Annotated in this window: 17 protein-coding genes; 6 read left to right on the top strand and 11 right to left on the bottom strand. The window is 69.6% G+C overall.

Annotated elements, in window-relative coordinates; genetic code table 11:
- The first annotated feature begins 3 nt into the window (after positions 1-3).
- Genes ACIBL3_RS21560 through ACIBL3_RS21550 form a run of 3 tightly spaced genes read left to right on the top strand, consistent with a single transcriptional unit; the run spans position 4 to position 2,443 of the window.
- Positions 4-1,383 carry a V-type ATP synthase subunit B gene (locus ACIBL3_RS21560; RefSeq protein ID WP_396355283.1) on the top strand — a complete coding sequence of 460 codons (1,380 nt, stop codon included), beginning with the start codon at positions 4-6 and terminating at the stop codon, positions 1,381-1,383.
- Entirely contained in the window at positions 1,380-1,991 is a 612-nt protein-coding gene (locus ACIBL3_RS21555; RefSeq protein WP_396355282.1) for a V-type ATP synthase subunit D, read from the top strand. The genes ACIBL3_RS21560 and ACIBL3_RS21555 overlap by 4 nt, the downstream gene beginning before the upstream one ends.
- Positions 1,988-2,443: a universal stress protein gene (locus ACIBL3_RS21550; protein WP_396355281.1), complete on the top strand. Its 456-nt coding sequence runs from the start codon at positions 1,988-1,990 to the stop codon at positions 2,441-2,443. The genes ACIBL3_RS21555 and ACIBL3_RS21550 overlap by 4 nt, the downstream gene beginning before the upstream one ends.
- On the opposite strand, the gene ACIBL3_RS21545 is transcribed toward ACIBL3_RS21550, so the two are convergent.
- The 5 genes from ACIBL3_RS21545 to ACIBL3_RS21525 all read right to left on the bottom strand — a co-directional run bounded on the left by ACIBL3_RS21545 (position 2,407) and on the right by ACIBL3_RS21525 (position 12,513).
- Positions 2,407-4,353 (bottom strand): multicopper oxidase family protein, encoded by a 1,947-nt coding sequence (locus ACIBL3_RS21545; protein ID WP_396355280.1) that lies wholly within the window; start codon positions 4,351-4,353, stop codon positions 2,407-2,409. The two genes, ACIBL3_RS21550 and ACIBL3_RS21545, sit on opposite strands and share 37 nt — an antisense overlap.
- A 191-nt stretch (positions 4,354-4,544) precedes the next feature.
- Positions 4,545-7,196, bottom strand: coding sequence for a formate dehydrogenase subunit alpha (gene fdhF, locus ACIBL3_RS21540; RefSeq protein WP_396355279.1), 2,652 nt, complete (start codon positions 7,194-7,196; stop codon positions 4,545-4,547).
- A gap of 26 nt (positions 7,197-7,222) precedes the next feature.
- The gene (locus tag ACIBL3_RS21535) at positions 7,223-8,908 is read right to left on the bottom strand and encodes an NAD(P)H-dependent oxidoreductase subunit E (protein ID WP_396355278.1); all 1,686 of its coding nucleotides are present in this window, start codon (positions 8,906-8,908) and stop codon (positions 7,223-7,225) included.
- Between the two features lie 123 nt (positions 8,909-9,031).
- The gene (locus tag ACIBL3_RS21530; RefSeq protein ID WP_396355277.1) at positions 9,032-11,545 is read right to left on the bottom strand and encodes a cation-translocating P-type ATPase; all 2,514 of its coding nucleotides are present in this window, start codon (positions 11,543-11,545) and stop codon (positions 9,032-9,034) included.
- Positions 11,542-12,513, bottom strand: a complete 972-nt coding sequence (locus ACIBL3_RS21525; protein WP_396355276.1) for a universal stress protein — start codon at positions 12,511-12,513, stop codon at positions 11,542-11,544. Before ACIBL3_RS21525 ends, ACIBL3_RS21530 begins: the two co-directional genes overlap by 4 nt.
- Before the next feature lie 213 nt (positions 12,514-12,726).
- Between ACIBL3_RS21525 and ACIBL3_RS21520 the strand changes: the two genes are divergently transcribed.
- Both ACIBL3_RS21520 and ACIBL3_RS21515 read left to right on the top strand, forming a co-directional pair.
- Entirely contained in the window at positions 12,727-13,338 is a 612-nt protein-coding gene (locus ACIBL3_RS21520) for a hypothetical protein (protein ID WP_396355275.1), read from the top strand.
- A 103-nt stretch (positions 13,339-13,441) separates the two neighbouring features.
- On the top strand, positions 13,442-14,515 hold the full coding sequence (locus ACIBL3_RS21515; RefSeq protein ID WP_396355274.1) for a DUF2157 domain-containing protein: 1,074 nt from the start codon (positions 13,442-13,444) through the stop codon (positions 14,513-14,515).
- Between the two features lie 237 nt (positions 14,516-14,752).
- On the opposite strand, the gene ACIBL3_RS21510 is transcribed toward ACIBL3_RS21515, so the two are convergent.
- Positions 14,753-16,186 carry a rhodanese-like domain-containing protein gene (locus ACIBL3_RS21510; protein WP_396355273.1) on the bottom strand — a complete coding sequence of 478 codons (1,434 nt, stop codon included), beginning with the start codon at positions 16,184-16,186 and terminating at the stop codon, positions 14,753-14,755.
- A gap of 125 nt (positions 16,187-16,311) precedes the next feature.
- Here ACIBL3_RS21510 and ACIBL3_RS21505 point away from each other — a divergent pair, with 125 nt between their 5' ends.
- The gene (locus ACIBL3_RS21505; RefSeq protein ID WP_396355272.1) at positions 16,312-16,569 is read left to right on the top strand and encodes a metal-sensitive transcriptional regulator; all 258 of its coding nucleotides are present in this window, start codon (positions 16,312-16,314) and stop codon (positions 16,567-16,569) included.
- Positions 16,570-16,774: 205 nt separating this feature from the next.
- On the opposite strand, the gene ACIBL3_RS21500 is transcribed toward ACIBL3_RS21505, so the two are convergent.
- The 5 genes from ACIBL3_RS21500 to ACIBL3_RS21480 form a co-directional block, all read right to left on the bottom strand.
- A complete protein-coding gene (locus tag ACIBL3_RS21500; protein WP_396355271.1) occupies positions 16,775-17,635 on the bottom strand; it encodes an SDR family NAD(P)-dependent oxidoreductase in 861 nt (286 codons plus the stop codon).
- A 23-nt stretch (positions 17,636-17,658) separates the two neighbouring features.
- On the bottom strand, positions 17,659-17,922 hold the full coding sequence (locus ACIBL3_RS21495; RefSeq protein ID WP_396355270.1) for a DUF1348 family protein: 264 nt from the start codon (positions 17,920-17,922) through the stop codon (positions 17,659-17,661).
- Positions 17,919-18,785 (bottom strand): alpha/beta fold hydrolase, encoded by an 867-nt coding sequence (locus tag ACIBL3_RS21490; protein WP_396355269.1) that lies wholly within the window; start codon positions 18,783-18,785, stop codon positions 17,919-17,921. Before ACIBL3_RS21490 ends, ACIBL3_RS21495 begins: the two co-directional genes overlap by 4 nt.
- A 183-nt stretch (positions 18,786-18,968) precedes the next feature.
- A complete protein-coding gene (locus ACIBL3_RS21485) occupies positions 18,969-19,529 on the bottom strand; it encodes a CGNR zinc finger domain-containing protein (protein ID WP_396355268.1) in 561 nt (186 codons plus the stop codon).
- Between the two features lie 5 nt (positions 19,530-19,534).
- On the bottom strand, positions 19,535-20,137 hold the full coding sequence (locus ACIBL3_RS21480; protein ID WP_396355267.1) for a pyridoxamine 5'-phosphate oxidase family protein: 603 nt from the start codon (positions 20,135-20,137) through the stop codon (positions 19,535-19,537).
- Positions 20,138-20,270 lie beyond the last annotated feature (133 nt).

The raw sequence follows: 20,270 nt of genomic DNA, 5'->3' as shown, positions 1-20,270 counted from the left end.
CCGATGAGCAAGGGGGTGGAGTACGGCGCGGTGGAGTCGCTGCGAGGGTCCCTGCTGGTCGTGCGTGAGGTCGGCGGTGTCGGCTGGGACGAGTCCGCGGTGGTCCGCCTCGACGACGGGACCGAGCGCCACGGTGTTGTCCTCGAGGTCGCAGGCGATCTCGCCGTACTGCAGGTGCTGGAAGGGACCGGTGGCCTGCGTCCTGGCGGGGTGCGGGTCGAGTTCACCGGCAGTCCGTTCCGGATTCCACTGGGTCGTGGCTGGCTCGGCCGGGTCTGCGACGGTCGCGGGGAGCCGCTGGACGGTGGCCCGCCGGTTCTCGGCCCGGCATCGGCTGCGGTGAACGGGTGGCCCCTCAACCCGGTCCACCGGGAACCACCGCGGGAACCGGTGCTGACCGGGGTGTCCGGAATCGACGCGCTGACCACCGTGGTCCGCGGCCAGAAGCTGCCCATCTTCTCGGTGCCTGGTTTGCCGCACCTGCAGCTCGCCACCCAGATCGCCGCCCAGGCCACCGCCTCCGGTGACCCGTTCCTGGTGGTCTTCGCGGCGATGGGTCTGCCGCACGCCGACATCGATTTCGTTCGGGCAGCGCTGGAGACGCGGGCCGCCGAGGGGGAGCTGGTGATGCTGCTCAACACTGCCGACGATCCAGTGATCGAGCGGCTGCTGACACCACGAATCGCGCTGACCGTCGCCGAGCATCTCGCGTTCGTCGAGGGCACACATGTGCTCGTGGTGATGTCCGACATGACCAGCTACTGCGACGCGGTCAGAGAGGTGGCGGCAGCACGGCGGGAGATTCCGGCCCGGCGAGCGTATCCGGGCTATCTCTACAGCGATCTCGCGTCACTGTACGAGCGCTGCGGCCGGATCCGCGGGCGCCCGGGGTCGGTGACGATCATGCCTGTGCTCACGATGCCCGCCGGGGACCTCACACACCCGGTGCCGGACCTGACCGGGTACATCACCGAGGGACAGATCGTGCTGGCCGACGACCTGCACGCACGCGGTCTTTATCCACCGCTGGACGTTCTCGGCTCGCTGTCGCGTCTGATGCGCAGCGGAGCTGGTCCCGGCCGAACTCGGAACGACCATCTGCACGTTGCCGCGCAGGCCATCGCGGCGCTGGCGCGGGCCCGGCAGGCGGCCGAACTGGCCGACCTGATCGGTGCGGGTGCGCTCAGCGACACCGACCGTTCCTACCTGTCCTTCGCCACCGCGCTCGAGGACTCCCTGCTGCGGCAGCGCGCCGACGAAGCGCGCGGTTTCGACGAGACCTTGGATCGGCTGTGGCAGGCGGTGTCGGTGTTGCCGCGGCGCGAGCTCACGATGGTCTCGGAGGCCCTGGCTGCCGAACATCTCCGGGGAGGTGCCCGATGACCGGGCCGGCCACCGGACGTGCCGCGCGGCTGGCGTTGACGGCCCGGCTGACCACGGCGCAGCGGGCGGTCGCCCTGCTGGACCGCAAACAGCGAGCGCTCGCGGCCGAGTGCGAGCGGCTGGAGCTGGCCGCCGTACGGGCTGCCGAGGCCTTCGAGGAGCAGGCGCGGGTAGCGTCCGGCTGGCTGCGGCGAGGTACTGCGCTGGACGGGCTCCGGGCCATCTACGCCTCGATGCCCAAAGCAACCACTGAGGCCGGCATCGGGTACGACGTCACGATGGGCGTTCGGCACCCGACCCGGACCGATGTCCGGTTCGGGCCACGGGCGGAGCCGCCCGGCAGTTCGGCGTTGGCCTACACGCTGCAGGCGCACCGTGATGCCGTGGTGGCTGCGGTCCGGCTCGCGGCGGCGCAGCGTTCGGTCAGTCTGGTCGCCGCCGAGCTGGCGCTGACCCGCCAGCAGCAGCGGGCGCTCGAGCTGCGATGGATCCCGAAGCTGGAGCAGCGGCTGGCCGAGTTGGCGCAGCGCCTTGACGAGACCGACCGCGAGGAGAACGTGCGGCTGCGCTGGGCGGCGAGCCGGACTGCGGCGGCGGAGGATCGATGATCAAGCGCATGCTGGTCGTGGTGGACGACTCGGCAGCGGCTCTGCGAGCGGCGCAGCTGGCGATCGACCTGGCAGCAGCCGTCGGTGCCGACCTGATGCTCGTCGCGGTCGTCGAAGATCATGTGCTCGACGCGAAACTGCGGGCCGCGGCGATTCCTGAGGCGGCCGTGCGGCGAGCTCGTGGCGCGGTCGCGATGCTGTCGCGGGTGGCCGAGCGGGCGGCGGGCCTCGGACTCCGGACGGAGACCGAGGTGCTGTCCGGCCGCGGCACCGAGCAGGTGCTTGCGGTGGCCGCTCGCTATGCCGCCGAACTCATCGTGGTGGCCCGAGAACCGCGCGGGCCGGTGAACCCCCTGCACCTGCTGGAGTTCACCGATATCCCCGTGCTCCTCGTACCGCCGGGTGCGGCGCAGGTCTACGGCAGGTCGTTGGGAATCGGGCCGACGTGGTAGGGACGCATCATCTCGTTGTCCTCATGTTCCACGATGTGGCAGTGCCAGACGAACAGGCCGGGGAGGTCGAACAGAGCCCTCACTCTGGTCACTTCGCCCGGGTAGGCGATCACCGTGTCCTTGAAGCCTGCCTCGCCTGCGTCCGGACCGCGCGCCGTACCGCCGAAGGGCCGGCGATCGACGACCTGGAACTGGACCTCGTGGATGTGGATCGGGTGTGCGTCCTCAGTGAAGTTGTGCAGCTCCCAGATCTCGATCGCATCGGTGGCGGGGTTCTCGGTCATCGCGTCGTCCCAGCCCAGGGCGACTGGTACGCCGTTGTCGTCCATGGTGCCGAGTTTCGCGGCGATCGGGCCGTCGAAACCGGGCACTGTGCTCGCCTCCTCGGTGAGGGACACCGCCCTGGTGGTGCTCGCAGCGCCGAGTGCCTTGAACGCGGGCAGCCGCAACCGGTCGGGCGGCAGACTGGTGTCCCGCGACGCCGGCGGTACGACGACCAGCTTCATCACCTGCCCGGTCGTCTCCGGATCGGCGAACGGCTCGGGCGGGTCAGTGAGCTCCCCGAACGGCTCGTCGGGGCCCAGGTTCACCAGGTACAGCTCGGTCGACGGAGGCAGCCCGGTGAAGTCGACGATCGCATCCACGCGCTCGGCCGGCGCCATCAGCAGCTGCGATCGGCGCACGGGTGCCGGCAGGAATCCGCCGTCGGCGCCGAGCTGCCAGAACGGCAGCGCCGCGGTGACCGGCCGGGTCAGCGGGTCCGACGTCAGCGCGAGGATCAGGAACCGCGAGTTGCAGCCGTTGAGCAGCCGGAACCGATAGCGCCGCGGTTCGACCTCGAGCCGTGGCCAGGTGTTGCCGTTGACCACGATCGTGGTGGCGAAGAACTCCGGGTTCCAGATCGGCGGTACGTCGGTCTCCGGCACGTACGGCCCCGGGAACTGGTCGAAGAACTCCCGGGTGTCCGGGTAGGACAGCGAGCCGTCGTCGTTGAACGAACGGTCCTGAATGGCCAGCGGAATCTCGTAGTACCGCGTGCCGGCCGGATCACCCGGCCGGGGAGCCGGCCCAGGCAGTACGCCGGTCGGCAGGTCGCCGGGGCCGCGTCGCAACAGGTAGAAGCCGGCCGGTCCGGCGTACACGTTGGTCCGGGTCATGCCGAGGGTGTGGTCGTGGTACCACAGTGTCCCGGCTCGTTGATCGTTTGCGTACTCGAACACGGCGTCACCCGGGCTCCAGCTCGAGCCGATCGGTGATTTCGCGGCGAAGTAGTCGTAGAAGGTGCCCTGCCTCGCGAAGCCGGCCGGGATGTTCGCGGCATCGGGCAGGTACCACGCCTCCGCGTAACCGTCGGCGTGGTCGGCGGTGTGCCCGCCGTGCAGATGCGTCACGATCGGCACCGGTCCGTCGTACGGGCCGGGCGTCACGTCGAAGTCCGGTCGCGAGTCGCGTCCCGCCGTACCGCCGGGCGGGTTCGCCCAGTGCAGCGTCGGATCGACCGGCAGCAGATGTGGCAGGTAGTTGCCTTGGTCGTCCACCAAGCCGTTGATCCAGCGAACCCGGACCGGTCTGCGGTAGGACGCCTCGATCGTGAAGGCCGGATAGTTGAACGTGCCCGGATGGTTGACCGAGCCGTAGCTCCACACCGTGGTGGCCGGCAAGCCGGCCGGCAGGATCTGCTGGCGGAACTGCCGCACCGCGATCTCGTAGTAGTCCACGGCCCCGACCGTCGTCGGCGGCATCACCGGCGGTACGACGAGCGGGGTCACGTACTTCGGGATGGTCCTTGGCTCCAGCAGACCGGCCCGGGTACGACGAACCGCCGCCCCCGCCGAACCGGTCAGCTGGATCGGGACCAGCATGGTCATTCCAGCGGCGCCGCACACCTGCAGCACGCGCCGACGAGTCAAACCTTGCATCACAACCCCCCTGCACCTCAATGTGGCGCCGGACCAGACTGCCGGCACCTCCGTCCCCGTCCCCCCAGGACGACTGCCCGGCCATCGGCCGGGCGGATGACTCGCGACCTCCAGTTCATTGTGTGGCGCATCTCGGCTCCGGAGCAATTGGGGGGCGGACCTGCGAGCTAGGACGGTGACGGTCACCCGACCTGCTGACGGCCGTCCGCGCGGCGGAGGCGGACTGCGGTCAGTTTGTACTCGGGACAGCCGGTGATCTCGTCGCCGAGGGGTGACGTGAGGTCGTTGACGCCGGCGGCCGGGAAGTGGAACGCGGAGAAGACCTGCCCGGCGGCGACATCGTCGGTCAGGCGGACCGGGAGCACGGTGCTGCCGTACCGGCTGGTGATCTCGACAGGCACGCCGTCGTGCAGACCGAGGGCGGCCGCGTCCAGCGGTTCGATGTCGAGAGGTTCGCCCTCCAGGAGCAGAAGGTTGGGAGTCCGCCGTGTCATCTCGCCGGAGTTGTAGTGCTCCGCGCGCCGTCCGGTGACCAGGAGATAGGGGAACTCGGTATCCGGTTCGGCGCCCGGCGGCAGATAGGGCTTCGCGGCCAGCCGTGCGCGCCGGTCAGGGGTCGCGAACTCGTCGAGGTATAGCGTCGGGCTGCCGGGATCGTCGCCGGACGCACAAGGCCAATGCAGTATGGCGCCCGCGTCGAGCCGATGGTGGGAGACACCGCCGAACAGTGGTGCGAGCGAACTGCACTCGTCGAGCGCTGCCGTCGGCGTGGCGCAGCCGAGGTCCGCGCCGAGTCTGCTAGCGACTTCCCGGAAGACGTCCAGGTCCGTGCGCACTCCGGGAGGTGCGTCGATCACTCGCCGGACGCGCTGGAACCGGCGGTCGAAGTTGACGAACGTACCGTCCTTCTCCAACCAGGACGCGACCGGGAACACCACGTCCGCGGCCCGTGCGGTCGCCGACAGGAACAAGTCGTTGCAGACCACCAATGGGCATGCATCCAGCGCCGCCCGGACGGCAGCGGTGTCCGGATCGGTGGACAGCACGTCCTCGCCGACGACCCACAGGACGTCCAGCCGTCCGGCGCGTGCTGCCTCGAACATCTGCGGGATGCGCAGCCCGCGGGTCGTCGGCAGCGGTGTCCGCCACGCGGACTCGAACCGGATCCGGGCCTGCTCGTCGGCGACCTTCTGATACCCGGGCAGCAGGTCCGGCAGCGCGCCCATATCGCACGCTCCTTGCACGTTGTTCTGTCCGCGCAGGGGATTCACGCCACCACCGAGTGCGGTTCCCACCGCGCCGCGCAGGATCGCCAGGTTCGCGAGTGTCCGGACGCCGTCCGTGCCGTGCAGGTGCTCGGTGACGCCGAGTCCGTAGAAGATCGCCGGTGCGGCGGCCTCGCCGTACAGGTGGGCAGCCGCGACCAGGTCGTCCACGGTGACACCACTGAGGTCGCTCACCCGGTCGGGTGGGTAGTCGCGGACCAGGTCCTGCAACTCGTCGTACCCGGTCGCGCGGTTGCAGAGGAACGCCTTGTCGATGAGGTTGTCGCGGATCAGTACGTGGGCGAGGCCGTTGAAGACGGCAACGTTCGTACCCGGCCGGGCCCGCAGATGCACGTCGGCGTGCTTGGCGAGCTCGGTACGGCGGGGGTCGATCACGACCAGCCGGGCACCGTCGATGACCCGCTGCAGGATGCGGGCGCCGACGACCGGGTGGGCGTCGGTCGGGTTGGCGCCGGCGAGCAGGATCGCGTCGCAGCGATCGAGGTCGTCGAAGGCGTTGGTCCCGCCGCCGAGTCCGAACGTGGTCGCCAGACCGGCCGCCGACGGGGCGTGACACAGCCGGGCGCAGTTGTCGACGTTGTTCGTGCCGATCGCCACCCGGGCGAACTTCTGGATGACGTAGTTCTCCTCGTTCGTGGCGCGGGCGGAGGAGATGACCGCGAACCGGTCCGGTGCCGCGATCCGTCGCAGATGTCCGGCGACGAACTCGAACGCCTCGTCCCAAGACACGGGGACGAGTTGGCCGCCACGTCGTACCAGCGGTGTCTGCAGCCGGTCCGGTGAACTGACGAAGCCGTGCGCGAACCGGCCCTTCACGCAGGCGTGGCCGCGGTTCACCGTGCCGTCCACGACCGGCCGGACGGTGACGATCTCGTGATCGCGGGTGGCGACGTCCAGCGTGCAGCCGACGCCGCAGTATCCGCAGGTGGTTCGAGTCCACCTCTCGATCGGACGGGGGTCGAGCAGGCCCGGCTCGGACAGTGCGCCGGTGGGGCAGGTGTCGACGCACGCACCGCAGCTGACACAGTCCGAGCCTGACCACAGCCCGCCGGTGCCGGGCGCGACGACAGTGTCCGGGCCGCGTCCGGTGAGTGTGATGGCGAAGGAACCTTGGATCTCGGCACACGCACGGACACAACGGCCGCAGGCGATGCAGAGATCGCGATCGAGCTTGACGTACGGATGCGAGTGGTCGACTCCGCGGGACTCACCAGGCAATGACACGGGCTGCGCCGGGACGCCGAGCTCCTGACAGCGGCGAACGAGTTCGCTGCGGTCGGCGGGTACGTCGAGGGCGTGCTCCGGAAGGCCTGCGACGATGGTCGCAAGCGCGTCCTTGCGCCACTGTTCACCGACCTCCAGACCGATCCGGAGTCCGTCGCGCACCGGTGTCGTGCAGGCCGCGACCGGACCGTTGCCATCTGCATCGACCAGGCACGTCCGGCACGAGGCGGCCGGGGACAGGCGATCGTCGTGACAGAGCGCTGGGACGGACCGGCCGGCGGCCCGGACCGCCTCGAGCACAGTGGCGTCCGAGCGAACCTCCACAGGTTGGCCGTCTACGGAGACGCGGATCATGACCAGCCCTCCAAACCGTAGACGCGAGCGAGGCTGCGGACCGCGACTGGCACCCGCCGCCCGAATGCACACAGGCTGCCGATCGTCATAGTTCGGAGGACTTGGTCGCGCGCGCTCACCACCTCGGCAGACGGCGTGAGCCGGGCCAGGCCGAGGCCGCGCCGGGTGCCGACCCGGCAAGGCGAGCAGACGCCGCAACTCTCGGCCGCTGCGAACTGCCAGACGTGCCGCAAGATGTCGTCACCGGTCAGCCGGTCGTCGAAGGCGACGATGCCTGCGTGGCCGAGAGCCGCACCACGCGTGGACAGTGCGGCCTCGCTGAGCGGCAGGTCGAAGTCGTCCGCAGCAAGGAATCCGCCCAGCGGGCCACCGATCTGGATCGACCGCAGTACGGCGTCGTCGCGGAGGCCACCGCCGAGCTCCTCGACAAGCCGGCGTACCGACGTGCCGATCTCCACCTCATAGGCTCCCGGCCGGGCGAATCGCTCGGACAGGCTCGCCACCACGGTCCCGTTCTCCCCGGCGGTGCCGAGGGCGGCGTAGCTCGCGCCGCCGTACCTGATGATCCAGGGCACGGCGGCCAGGGTCTCGATGTTGTTCACCACCGTCGGCCGGCCGCCGAGACCGTGCTCGACCGGGTACGGCGGTCGCGGCCGGACGACCCCGCGCAGACCTTCGATCGCGTTGAGCAGGGCCGTCTCCTCGCCGGAGACGTACGATCCGGCGCCGGGCTCGACCCGTACGTCGATGGACTGCTTGCTGCCGTGCACCCGGTGCCCGAAGTGGCCGTCCGCGTAGGCGCGCTGGATCGCGGTCCGGAGCCGTTCCCGGACGCGCGGGTACTCGGAGCGCACGAAGATCACCGCCTGGTCGGCCTGCACCGCGAAACACGCCAGCGCGAGCCCTTCGAGAAGCCGGTCCGGATCCCGTTCCATCAGCAGCCGGTCGACGTACGAGCCCGGGTCGCCTTCGTCGCCGTTGGCGACCACGACGCGGGGTCCCGGGTGGGTCCGTGCCGCAGCCCATTTGCGTGCGGTCGGGAATCCCGCGCCGCCGCGCCCACGCAGCCGTGCGGTGTCCACCGCAGCCAGGACCTCCTCGGGATCGCCGTGCTCGACCACCTCGGGCCACACCGACCAGCTGGCTTCGCCTGCGACGAGACCGGCCGTCACGACGGCCTTCTGGCCAACCGCGTGGACGGGAATCGGTGGATCTCGCGGCGGGCACCGGCCGGTGAGTTGCGCCGCGAGATCCGGACCCGCGCAGGCGGTAGAGCCGTCCAGTGCGGCGGGACCGGCATAGCAGTATCCGAGGCAGCGCACCTCCTGGAGTGACACCGCGCTGTCAGCGCTGCAGGTGTCGACCGGCACACCGAGTGCATCCTCGACCTGTCGGAGATGACGGCCGCCGCTGGCCGACGTACACGCGGCCGCACCGCAAACACGGACGTGCCGTCGGCCGCGCGGCGCGGTGAAGTCGGCAAAGAACGTGGCGGGCCCGGTGCCGGCGGCTGCTGGCAGGCCGCAGGCTCGCGCCAGGTGCCCGGCATCGCCCGGCGACAGGCTGCTCGACGTCGCCGCCGGATCGGTGTCGCCGGTCAGCAGGCCCGACCGGACCTTCTCGAGGTCGCGGCCGAATCGTTGGGCGTAGCGGCGTAGCGCGTCTCCGGTCCAGTCGCTCATCGCCGTGCTCCTTCGCTGTGCGCCATCTTTCAGCAGACCACGCCCGCAGCAGCTGAGCCAGGGCAGAAATGCCCTGTCCGGAGGGACTGGACGGCCCTGGTGCCCAGACCCCAGGGATGACATTCAGGTGGGCCGTCGCCGGTGGCGGAGCCGGAGCAGGCCGACCACCAGGCCAGGAAGTACTGCGAAGGCGACAGCCACCACGAACTGGGGCAGGGTCAGGACCTGCAGACTCAGCAGGTCGCGCAGGGGCGGGAGCAACAGTGGGACGACCTGAGCGACGAGCGCACCAGCGACGGCAATGTCGAGGAAGCGGAGCCGGGGCTCGCCACTCGGCCGTGGCCGGCGCAGGGCGATCGCGACTCCGAGCTGGGCCAGTCCGAGGACGAGGTACGTCATGGCCTGCCAGGGAGCGCCGACCGATCGGGCCCACAGGGCTCCGGCGAGGGTGACAGCGGCGATCAGCGTCCCGGTCCAAGCGACGCGCTGCCACAGGCCGGCACCCAGAACCTGTTCGTCCGGTGAACGAGGTCCGCGGCGCATGGCCCGGGGATCGGCCGGCTCTGCGCCGATCGCGACGCCCGGCAAACCGTGGGTGAGCATGTTGATCCACAGGATCTGAGCCGGCACCAGTGGCGTGGTCAGCCCGAGCAGCGGTCCGATCAGCATGACCAGTACCTCGGCAAGTCCGCCACTCAGCGCGTACCGCAAGAAAGTCCGCACATTGGCGTAGATCCGCCGGCCCTCCTCGATCGCGGCCGAGACGGTGCCGAGGTCGTCGTCGGTGAGTATCAGGTCGGCCGCCTGCCGGGCTACATCTGTGCCTTCTTTGCCCATGGCAACCCCGATGTCGGCGCGCCGCAGTGCAGGTGCGTCGTTGACGCCGTCGCCAGTCATCGCGACGACATGGCCGGCGTCCTGCCAGGCGCGGACGATGTCGAGTTTCTGCTCCGGGCGGATCCGGGCGTACACCCGGCCGCCGGCCGGATCCGCCCCGGCATCGATGTCGGCCCCGGTGACCACCTGGTCGGTGTGCAGACCGATGCGACCGGCCACCGCCTGGGCTGTCCCGGCGGCGTCGCCGGTGATCAGCAGCAGACCGACTCCAGCGCGGCCGAAGGAGTCGGTGACCTCAGCCGCGTTGTGGCGGACCGGATCGGTGATCGCGACCAGGCCCGCGAGGTGCAGGCCGTTCTCGGATCGTTCGGACCCCGGTGGCAGGATCCGGTCCGCGACGGCCAGGACGCGGTAGCCGTCGGCCGTGAGATCCGCTGCGACGGCGCGGGCAGCCGCGAGAGCGCCGTACGTCGTGACCGCGGGGTCGAGGATGACCTCGGGTGCGCCCTTGCCGACCGCGAGCTCGCCGGCGCCGTCGGGCAGTCGGTGGAAGGTCGTCATCCGTTTGCGGGTGCTGTCGAACGGGATCTCCGCGACGCGCGGGTACACCTTGCGCACTGCGGTCGGGTCGATGCCACCTCGATGGGCAAGGGTGAGCAGTGCCGCCTCGGTCGGATCGCCGAGCGGCAGCCAGTCGGCTTGGTCGGCTGCCGGTGCGCGGAGGTCGGCGTCGTTGCACAGGGAGATGGCACGAAGGAGCCGGGCCGGGGACCGCAGCTCACCCAGGGGCGACAGGGTGCCTTCCGGTGCGTAGCCGTTGCCACTGGCGACGAAGTCGCCCTCCTCGGTCCACAATCGCTCGGCCAGCATGACGCCTTCGGTCAGTGTGCCGGTCTTGTCGGCGGCGACCATGGTGACCGACCCGAGCGTCTCGACGGCGGGGAGCCGCCGGACGAGAGCGGAGCGGCGGGCCATCCGGTGTGCGCCGATGGCCAGCGCCAGGGTGACCACGGCGGGCAGCGACTCCGGGACGGCGGCGACCGTGAGGCTGACCGCCGTCACCACCATGTCGGCCGGCGGCAGCCCTCTGAGCAGTCCGGCGGTGGCGACGAGGCCGGACAGGAACAACGCGATCAGACTGAGGATCCGGCTGAGCGCGGTGAGCCGGTTCTGCAGCGGAGTCGGCCGCGGCTGCTGCTTCGCGAGCAGCCCGGCGATCCTGCCCAGTGCGCTGTCCGGACCGGTCCTGGACACCGTGCCTGAGCCGCGGCCTCTGGTGATCACGGTGCCGGCGAACGCCTCGTCGTCACGGTTCTTCTCGACCGGGACGGACTCCCCGGTCAACGCGGACTCGTCGGCCTGCAGCCGGACCGTGGTGGACAGGGTCAGGTCGGCAGAGACGATGTCGCCGGCGTCGAGGACGACCAGATCGCCGGGAACGACCTCTGCGGCCGGGATCACAACGGTGCGGCCTGAGCGGACCACCGACGCGTGGGGAGCGGCGAGCAGGTGCAGGGCGGCGAGTGCGCGTTCTGCGCGGAGTTCCTGGACTACGCCGACCGTCGTGTTGAGCACGATGACTGCGAGGATCACGGTGAGGTCCGTCAGGTCGTGCAGACTCGCGGTGAGTCCCGCGGCGGCGATCAGCAACAGGATCATTGGATCGCGCAGCTGCATCACGACACGGCTGCGCACCGGGACAGGTTTGGGCGCGGCGATGGTGTTCGGCCCGTGCCCGGCCAGCGCCCGCGCGGCCTCGATATCGGTGAGTCCCTGGGGCATCGACAGGTCAGTTGTCATGCGGCCGGGCGGCTCTCGTGGTGGATCACGGCGACGGGGGACTTGGTGTGATGGAGCAGGCCGCGGGCTACCGAGCCAAGGAGCAGCGGCGTGTACCGGGTGCGGCCTCGGCCGCCGACGACTACGAGGTCCGCCTCGCCGGACTCGAGTGCCAGCAGCTGGACAGGATGCCCGTCGGTGCAGCTCGTGCGGACGGTCACCTCGGGGTACTTCTCCCGCCAGCCGGCGAGGGCCTCGGTGACGAGGACCTCTGAGCGCGCGAGCCAAGGCTGCTCGGCGGGGTCGATCCACAGGTCCGTCGCCGGATAGCTCTCCGGCAGGTTGGCCGCGTGCACGGCCTTGAGCTCGGCGCCCTCGAGATCCGCGGTCTCGAACGCGAAGCCCAGCGCGGCTTGACAGTCGGCGGAGTCGTCGACCCCGACGACGACCCTCCCGTGCGGTGCCGCGTCGGGATTCCACTCGTCGGGTACGACGACCAGCGTGCCGGTCGACAGCGACGCACAGACCTGCGAGGTCGAGCCGACGACCAGTTCCGCGAACCCACCCAGGCCACGCCTGCCGATCACCAGTGTGCTGCCGCCCGCGGAGGCGAGGTCGAGCAGGACGCTCGCCGGATGACCGTGCCGCACTTCGGCGGTGGCGTCGGTGAAACCGAGCCGGTCCAGCTCGGCGGCGGCCTCTTCGATCTCGCCGGAGCCGTCGTCGTAGCCAACCGGCGGGGTGTCCGACGACGGGCGGTCGTCGTCGACGACGTGGACGGCACACAGCGCGAGGCCACGCCGTGCGGCGTGACGGACCGCCCAGGCGAGGGCGGTGAGCCCGTCGCGCGAGCCGTCGATGCCGACAACGAGCGCGCGGGCGTGCGGGGCGTCCTCGACGAAGGCATCGGCGGCGGCCCGGCGCATCGCGGCCCGGCCGGCGGGCAGACCGTCGTACCCGGCGGCAACCGAGGCTGCCTGTGACGACACCGTTCCTCCTCGGAATGACTTCGTACCTCGACTGTCGCCCGCCGGGGCATCGCACGGTCAGGGCTGTTGGTCCCGTCTTCACAGGCCTTCCAGCCACCACAGGCCACCGACTCTTCTCCGTCCCGAGCAGTGTGGGACCTTCGGCCCTGACAGTGGGCGGGTCGCGGGGACAACCTGGAGTCGCAGGGTGGTGCGATCCGGCAGGGAGGCACGATGGCTGCGGTACGGCGACGCCGCGCGGACCACTGGCTGTTGATGCAGGCCCGCCGATTCGGATTCGGCCGGAATCCGCTACGCCGGCGAGTCGACCGGATCGAGTCCGTCATCGTGCTGGGCGCCGTACTGGCGAGTCTGTTGGTCGTTCCGGGCGCCGCCGCACTGGGGACTGCCGTCCGGAACGCCGGCGAGGCATCGGCGGCGCAACGCCGGGTCGGTTTGACTGAGGTCCAGGCTCGGGCGCTCGACGACACCGTCCTCGCGGACCCTGGGCTACCTGCGGTCCTCCGTGTCCCGGTCCGGGTCGGCTGGACGGACCCGAACGGCTGGCCGCGTGAGGGCACGGCGTACGCGCCCGCCGGGACACGGAAGGGGACCGAGCTGACGATCTGGATGGACGCGGCAGGCACGATTGTGACTCCGCCGCGATCCCCGGACGACAGCAGCGCGATCGGAGTCGGGGCAGGTGTGTCAGCCGTGCTGGTCGGCTGGCTGCTGGTCTTCGGCCTGGCCCGGCTGTTGCTCGTGCCGCTGAACCGACGCCGGTCCCGGGAGTGGGAGCGCGAGTGGGCGCAGGTCGCGCCCCGGTGGCGGCACCCGCACGGTTGACAGCTCGATCGACCGGTCCGGCGGCGGGTCGCCGTCGTGACGCCCAGTATCGAGGTGACCTTGGACTCTGGGCGACAGCGCCGGACGGAGCGATGGTGGTGGTATGAGGAAGTCTGCGGTCAGTGGTCCGGCTGAGCTGCCCGCGTTGCTCGATCGTTGGGTAACGGCGGGGGTGATCACGCCTGCACAGGCTGAGCGAATGCGGGCCGACATCCCGCATTCTCCGCCCGCGTCCGGGGAACACCGTCAGACCTCACTCGCGGTCGAAGCGCTCGGGTACGTCGGTAGCGTGCTGATCGTGGTGGCGTCGCTGCTTCTGGCCTCGCAGTACTGGAACGACCTGTCGACCGCCGGGCACCTGACCGTCGTTGGCGTGGCAGCCGGCGCGCTGTTGCTGGCCGGGTTCGCCGTACCCGAGCGTCTGGGGCCGGCTGGTCTGCGGATGCATGCCGTCCTGTGGCTCGGTGCCACTGTGTCGACCGCCGGCTTCCTCGGGCTGTTCGGCGATGAGGTGCTGGGGTGGCAGGACGATGATCTTGCGTTGCTGGTCTTCGCGGGCGCGGCGGCTGTCGCTGCGCTGCTGTGGTGGCGGCTGCCTACAAGCCTGCAGCAGGCGGCCCTGTTCGCTGCACTGGCAGGTACGGCGGGGTCCGCGGCCGCACAGTTCCAAGCCTCCGAGGGCGAGTTGCCTGGGGTGGCGGTGTGGGGCGTCGGCGCGATCTGGTTCCTGCTTGGCTGGGGAGGCGTCGTACGGCCGCGCTGGAGCGCACTGCTGTACGGCGGGATCGGGCTGACGATCGGCGCCGGTATGACGATGCCGGCGGACGGCGGACTCGTGCTGGCTCTCACCACCTCGGCTGCGCTGATCGCGCTCGCAGTGCTGGCGCGGGATCTCCTGGTGCTCGCTCTCGGCGGTTGGGGGGCCGTGCAATTCCTGCCGATCGCGGTCAACGAGTGGTTCCCCGGCGAACTGACGGCCGCGCTCGGGCTGCTTGCTGCTGGAGGCGTGCTGGTCGCGATCGCGATCTGGATCGCCCGCCGTCGCGACGGACGACCACCGGCCGACGTCGCTCCGCGTCAGGAGTACGGCGTACTCCCGGCGTGGGTCGCGTGGACCGCAAGTGGCGGCGTCGCCGTGGCGGTCACTGCGGTCGTGATCGCGCTGGGCACCACCTGACCTGCGACCACCACCGAGCCCGCGTCAGCGTCCCAGCAACCGGTCGACCCAACTGCCGCCCTGGCGCTCGGCCTTCGGGTGACCTGCGCACCACTGGTCGGCCGGGACCATTGACTTGACCTGCGCGACATGGCGGCCGCACCCGGCCCACGTGGTCTTACCGCAGGTCTTGCACACAACGGGACGGCACACGGCGATTCTCCTTTGGCAGATAGTGAAGCCCCGGTCGAACGGCTGTCACGAGCCGGTCGGTTCGCTGTGACGAATCACCGGGAGACCGCTCGTCGGCGCGTTCTCGAAGGTGTCGTCGACCGCTACGAGGTCGAGGCCCGCCGCATGGAGGAACGATGCGGCGATCGAGGCCCGGTAGCCGGCGGCGCAATGCACCCACACCTCGCCAGCAGGCACGTCGGCGATCCGGTGCGGCAGTTCGTGGATGGGGATGTTGACCGCGCCGTCGATCCGGGCCGCGTGGTGTTCCTCGGTACGGCGAACGTCCAGGACGACAACGTCGCGATGGTGACGGACTTCCTCGAGGTCGGCGAAGGTGGCGGTGGGAAACGACACGGGTGCGTCGAGGCTCCAGTCCCGCGGTTCGCCGGTGGCGTGGGCCGCGGGCCGGTCGATCCCGATCCGGGCGAGCTCGCGCTGGGCCCGGCTGACCTCGTCGGCTGTCTCACCGAGCAAGGTCACCGGTGTTCCCCAGGTGATCAGCCAGCCGAGGTAGGTCGAGAACGCGCCGTCGAGGCCGAAGTTCAGTGTGCCGGGCGCGTGACCGGCCGCGAAGGCGATGCGGTGGCGGAGATCGACGACCCATTCGCCGGCCTCGATACGGCGGCGCAGTTCGGTGGCGACCGCCGGCTCGGGCAGGGACAGGTCAGGCGCACCCGGACCGGCGGCATTGGCCGGCGCCATGTGCACGTAGTACGCCGGCCATGCCCCCAGGCCCGCCAGCAACTCGCGAACGTAGACCTCTTCGTCCTGGGTCAGAACCGGATTCGCGCGCCTTTCCTGCCCGATCGTCGACTCGGTCGCATCAGACTGGGTCGCGGCGCAGAACGAGCCGAACCCGTGCGTGGGGAAGATCTGCGTCTCGTCGGGCAGTGCCTGGGCGAGTTTGTGCGCCGAGGCATGCTGATGGCGGGCCAGTGCGCTCGTGTGGTCGGGGCCGAGGAGATCAGGCCGCCCGGTTGCGCCGTACAGCAGGGATCCGCCGGTGAAGACCGCGATCGGCCGGCTGTCGTCGCTGCGGGCGTCGGTCAGGGCGTAGGAGAGGTGCGTGAAGGTGTGACCGGGCGTGTGGATGGTGCGCAGTCGCATCCGGTCGCCGATCCGGACGATTTCGCCGTCGTGGACGGGCGTGCGGTCGAACGCCACCGTGTCGTCGGCGTTGATCAGGTACGCCGCCCCGGTGGCCTGTGCCAGCGCGAGGCCGCCGGTGATGTAGTCGTTGTGGATGTGCGTTTCGACGACGTGGGTGAGGACGACGTCGTCGGCCCGGAGAAGGTCCAGGACGCGGTCGATGTCGCGCTGCGGATCGACGACGAACGCCACCACGCCGTCGTGGACGAGGTAGCTGCGGTCACCGAGCGACGGGGTGTCGATGGTCCGGATGGTCAGGCCGGTTGCGCTCGCCACGGCGGCGAGCCGGCCGCTGCCGAGCTCTGGCATCAGGGAGTCCCGTCCTTGTCACGAGTGCCGTAATCCGTATCCCCCGAGGGGGTTACCCGGTGAACGTATCACATCCCCCTGGGGGGATATGATGAACCTCCAGGTCAACGAACAGAAGGACTCCGATGGACCTCGAACCAGCTGACATCAAACCGGTCATCACCCGGATGAAGCGCGCTCACGGACACCTCGGCAGCGTGATCCGGATGATGGAGGAGGGTGCGGACTGCGAGACGGTCCTGACCCAGCTCGCCGCTGTCGACAAGGCCCTCTCCCGCGCCGGCTACGCCATCGTGGCCACCGGACTCCAACGCTGCCTGACCGACGAGGACAGCGACGTCGACCTGGCCAAACTGGAGAAACTCTTCCTCGCCCTGGCATGACCGGTGGTCCCGGACATCGACCCTGAAGGTGCCCAGCGAAGGCAACTCGCCGATCAATATCGATCCCGCCTGCCCCGCGTGTGGATGGTGTGTGTCCGAGGAGGAACGCGCACCTCGCGGGGTGCGGCGGCTCGGTTCGCGACGATGGCGCTTGCGATGCCGGTGGTCGCGAAGCGCCGCGGACTACCCACTGGCCGTGAAGCGGTCAGACTGCGGTTTCCGCGTTCTGAGCAAGGTTGCCGTGTGCCTCCAGCGCAAGGTTCTGCCCGTCGGCCCAGGTCTTGAGGCGGGCGGCGTAAACCTCATCGAGCATCTGGTGGAAACCCTGGCCGAAGAGCACCCGGAGAGGTGGGTTGTCGCTGTCGACGATCTTCAGGAGCGTTTGGGCAGCGGCGGCAGGGTCGCCTGCGGGTTGCTTGCCCATGACTCCGGCGAGGCGCTGACGGAGGCTGTCGTAGGCCGGGTTGGCCTCGGCCATGTGACCGTTGGCGAGTGGATCCGGGTTCTTGCCTGACCTGGTGGCGAAGCCGGCGGGCTCGACGATAGTCACCTTGATGCCGAAGTCGGCGACCTCGCCGGCGAGCGTCTCGTTCAACGCTTCGAGAGCCCACTTGGAGGCTTGGTACGCACCGCCCAGCGGCATGGCGATCAGCCCCGCCACCGACGACAGTTGGACGAAGTGTCCGGAGCGCTGCGCGCGCAGGTGCGGAAGCGAGGCCTGGATGACCCACGCCGCACCGAAGACATTGGTCTCGAACTGGTCGCGCAGTTCCTGCTCGGTCAACTCCTCGATCGCGCCGATCTGGGCGTATCCAGCGTTGTTCACGACGACATCGAGACGGCCGAAGTGCTCCTTGGCCCGCCTCACGCTCTCGAAGACGGCGGCCTTGTTGGACACGTCCATCTCGAGCGGAAGCACTGCTTCGCCGTACGTCGTGACCAGGTCATCAAGGCTTGCGGTGCTCCGGGCGGTCGCGGCCACGCTGTCCCCGCGGGACAGGGCGGCCTCGACAAAGTTGCGGCCGAGGCCCCGCGACGAGCCGGTGACGAACCAGACCTTGCTCATGTGTCTTCCGTTCTCTCGTTCCGTCACTGTCGACCACGAGATGCCGGCGAACCGATCACTGTGACAGCCGCGGCCAGTGACGTGGGCCACGCTGTGCTGCCGAACACGGGGCCCAGCCTCCTCCGGGCACGAATCATCACCGCGACGCCAGATTTTCCGCTGGACGCGCGGGATGCGAGCGAGACGCGTTCGGGGTCGCGGGTGTTCCAGGCATCTTGGGCCAGTTGCACCTTCTGGGCAGCAGTCTCGGCGGTGAACGGCGGAAGCGGGGGTCGGGTCGCGCTCATGGCAGCACCCGCTGGAGGAAGTCGCGGATCAGCGCGGCGATCTCGTCGCCGTGGGTTTCCAGGGCGAAGTGCCCGGCGTCCAGGAGGTGGATCTCGGCGTCGGGCAGGTCGCGAGCGAAGGCCGTGGCCCCGTCGGCGCCGAAGATCTCGTCGTGCTTGCCCCAGGCAACCAGCGTCGGCGGCTGGTGGCGGCGGAAGTACTCCTGGAACGCGGGATATCCGTCGAGGTTGTACTGGTAGTCGTAGAACAGCTGCAGCTGGATCTCCTGGTTGCCGGGCCGATCGAGGTACGACTGGTCCAGGGTCCAGGTGTCGGGGCTGATCCGGTCCAGGAACTGCGCCGGTACGCCGTGGGTGTACTGCCAGTGCGTCGCTTGCGCTGTCAGCAGCTCGCGTACGTCGGGCTCGTAGGTGGCCCGGTCCTTGGCGTGGTTGAACAGCGGCTCCCAGAAGGGTGTGAACCCTTCCAGGTATGCGTTGCCGCTTTGTGTGATCAGGGCGGTGATGCGTTCGGGGTGGCGGCTGGCGATGCGCAGTCCAATCGGTGCGCCGTAGTCCTGGATGTAGAGGGCGAACTGCTGCACGTCCAGCTTGTCCAGCAGGCCCAGGGTGAGCTCGGTGAGGGCGTCGAAGGAGTAGGCGAACTCGTCCACTGTCGGCATGCCGGACTGGCCGAAGCCGAGGTGGTCGGGTGCGATGAGGTGGTAGGAGTCCGCCAGGTCGCGCAGCAAGTTGCGGAACATGGAAGAGCTGGTGGGAAAGCCGTGCAGCAGGACTAGCGTCGGGTTCGCCGGGTCGCCGGCCTCCCGGTAGAAGATCGCCTGACCGTCGATGTCAACGGTGGCGTAGCGCACTGAGTTCATAGGTGGTCTCCTGATTCTTGAGAGGTACTGCGTTGTCGGGACGGAGCAGGATGACGGAGCCCAGGCCGAGGGCGAAGAAGGCGCGATAGCTGCCGTGGATGTCGGGAAGCGTCGTTCGAGTGCCCAGACGTCGACGACGTCTCGGCTGAGAGAGGGGAAGGAGGGGACTAGCGGGTCAGCGGGTCACCGATGGCGTGCATAGTGGCGTGCAGCGCGGGCACGGTTGCCGCAGGCTGCCGAGCACCACCTTCGCTGCGGACGATCCTGGAGGAAGAACAGCACGCAGCCGGGTCCCTGGCAGGCACGCAGGTCTGTGTGGTGATTGACGAACAGGTCGATTGCGGCCTGAGCGATGAAGGACAGGGTCGCGGTGAGCGGCGGTGCGGCGCTGCGTACGTGGGCGGTTGGCTCGGCCTGCCACTGCAACTCCTGCCAATGCGGCGCCCAGCGGGCGTGATGGTTGAGGGTTTCGATCGCGCCGGCCGATGGGGCCGTGCCCGCCGTGATCGCCTGCGCCACATCGCGGATGGCGTCACGGAGTTCGCGGGCGGCGTTCAGTTCGAAGTCACCGATGGCGGCACGTTCATCGGATGACAGCTTCCACGGCAGCCGGTGCTCGTTGGCGGCAAGCCATGCCGTGAGCAGCTCAACGCTTGCCAGGCCGTCGTGCGGTTCACCCCGTACGGCGTACGCGGTGTTGACGAGTTCGATGGGCAACGGCTCACCGAGCAGGGGGACGGACATGGCCTTCACCGGCTCCCGCCGTCACGCAGGTCAGACCGCAACCGAGCGTTCTCCTGCTCGAGTTCGGTGATCCGGTCCCGCAGCGAGCCGACGGCCTGCTCAACCAGGTCACGGCCGAACAGCTGTGGGATGTGTTGCGGGCAGTTCCAGTCCCATCCCTCGATCTCGATGAGAACGGCCCCTTCCACCTTTCCCGGGTAGCCCGGGATGACCAGCCTTCGCAGGATATCCGGATCCTCGGTCACCCGGGCGTGGCCCAGGAGCTTGAGGCGTGCCTGCAAGGCGTAGTCCATCAGGAACAGGGCGACGCGATCGCTGTGGTCGAGGTTGCCGCGCGTGATGTACTGGCGGTTTCCCCGAAGATCCGCGAAACCCAGGGTGTGTTCGTCCAGGACGCGCAGAAAGCCCCGCGGCCCGCCGCGATGCTGGATGTAAGGCCAGCCCGTCTCTCCGACGCTGGCGATGTAGAAACTGTCCCGCTCGGCGATGAACGCGATCTCGTCGGAACCGAGAACGTCACCGCTAGCCGAGCCCTCGGCCATCCGGCGGTACGCACGATCGCTGCCGTGCAACCGCTGTTGCGCCCGCACCGCGTCGGTGAAGGCCAACTCGGCAAACCTGCGCCCCACGGCACACCCCTCTCATCTCTAATGAAGACTCTGGCTGATCATCGTCAGATCAATCTGCACAGAGTCCCATGCCGTAACGGTCTGCGCAGATCAGCGTCTCAAGTTCTAACGA

This window comes from Kribbella sp. NPDC050124 (genome assembly GCF_044460355.1).
Lineage (GTDB): Bacteria > Actinomycetota > Actinomycetes > Propionibacteriales > Kribbellaceae > Kribbella.
Note: the sequence above shows the minus strand (reverse complement) of the source record. Positions and strands in the feature narration are given on the sequence as shown.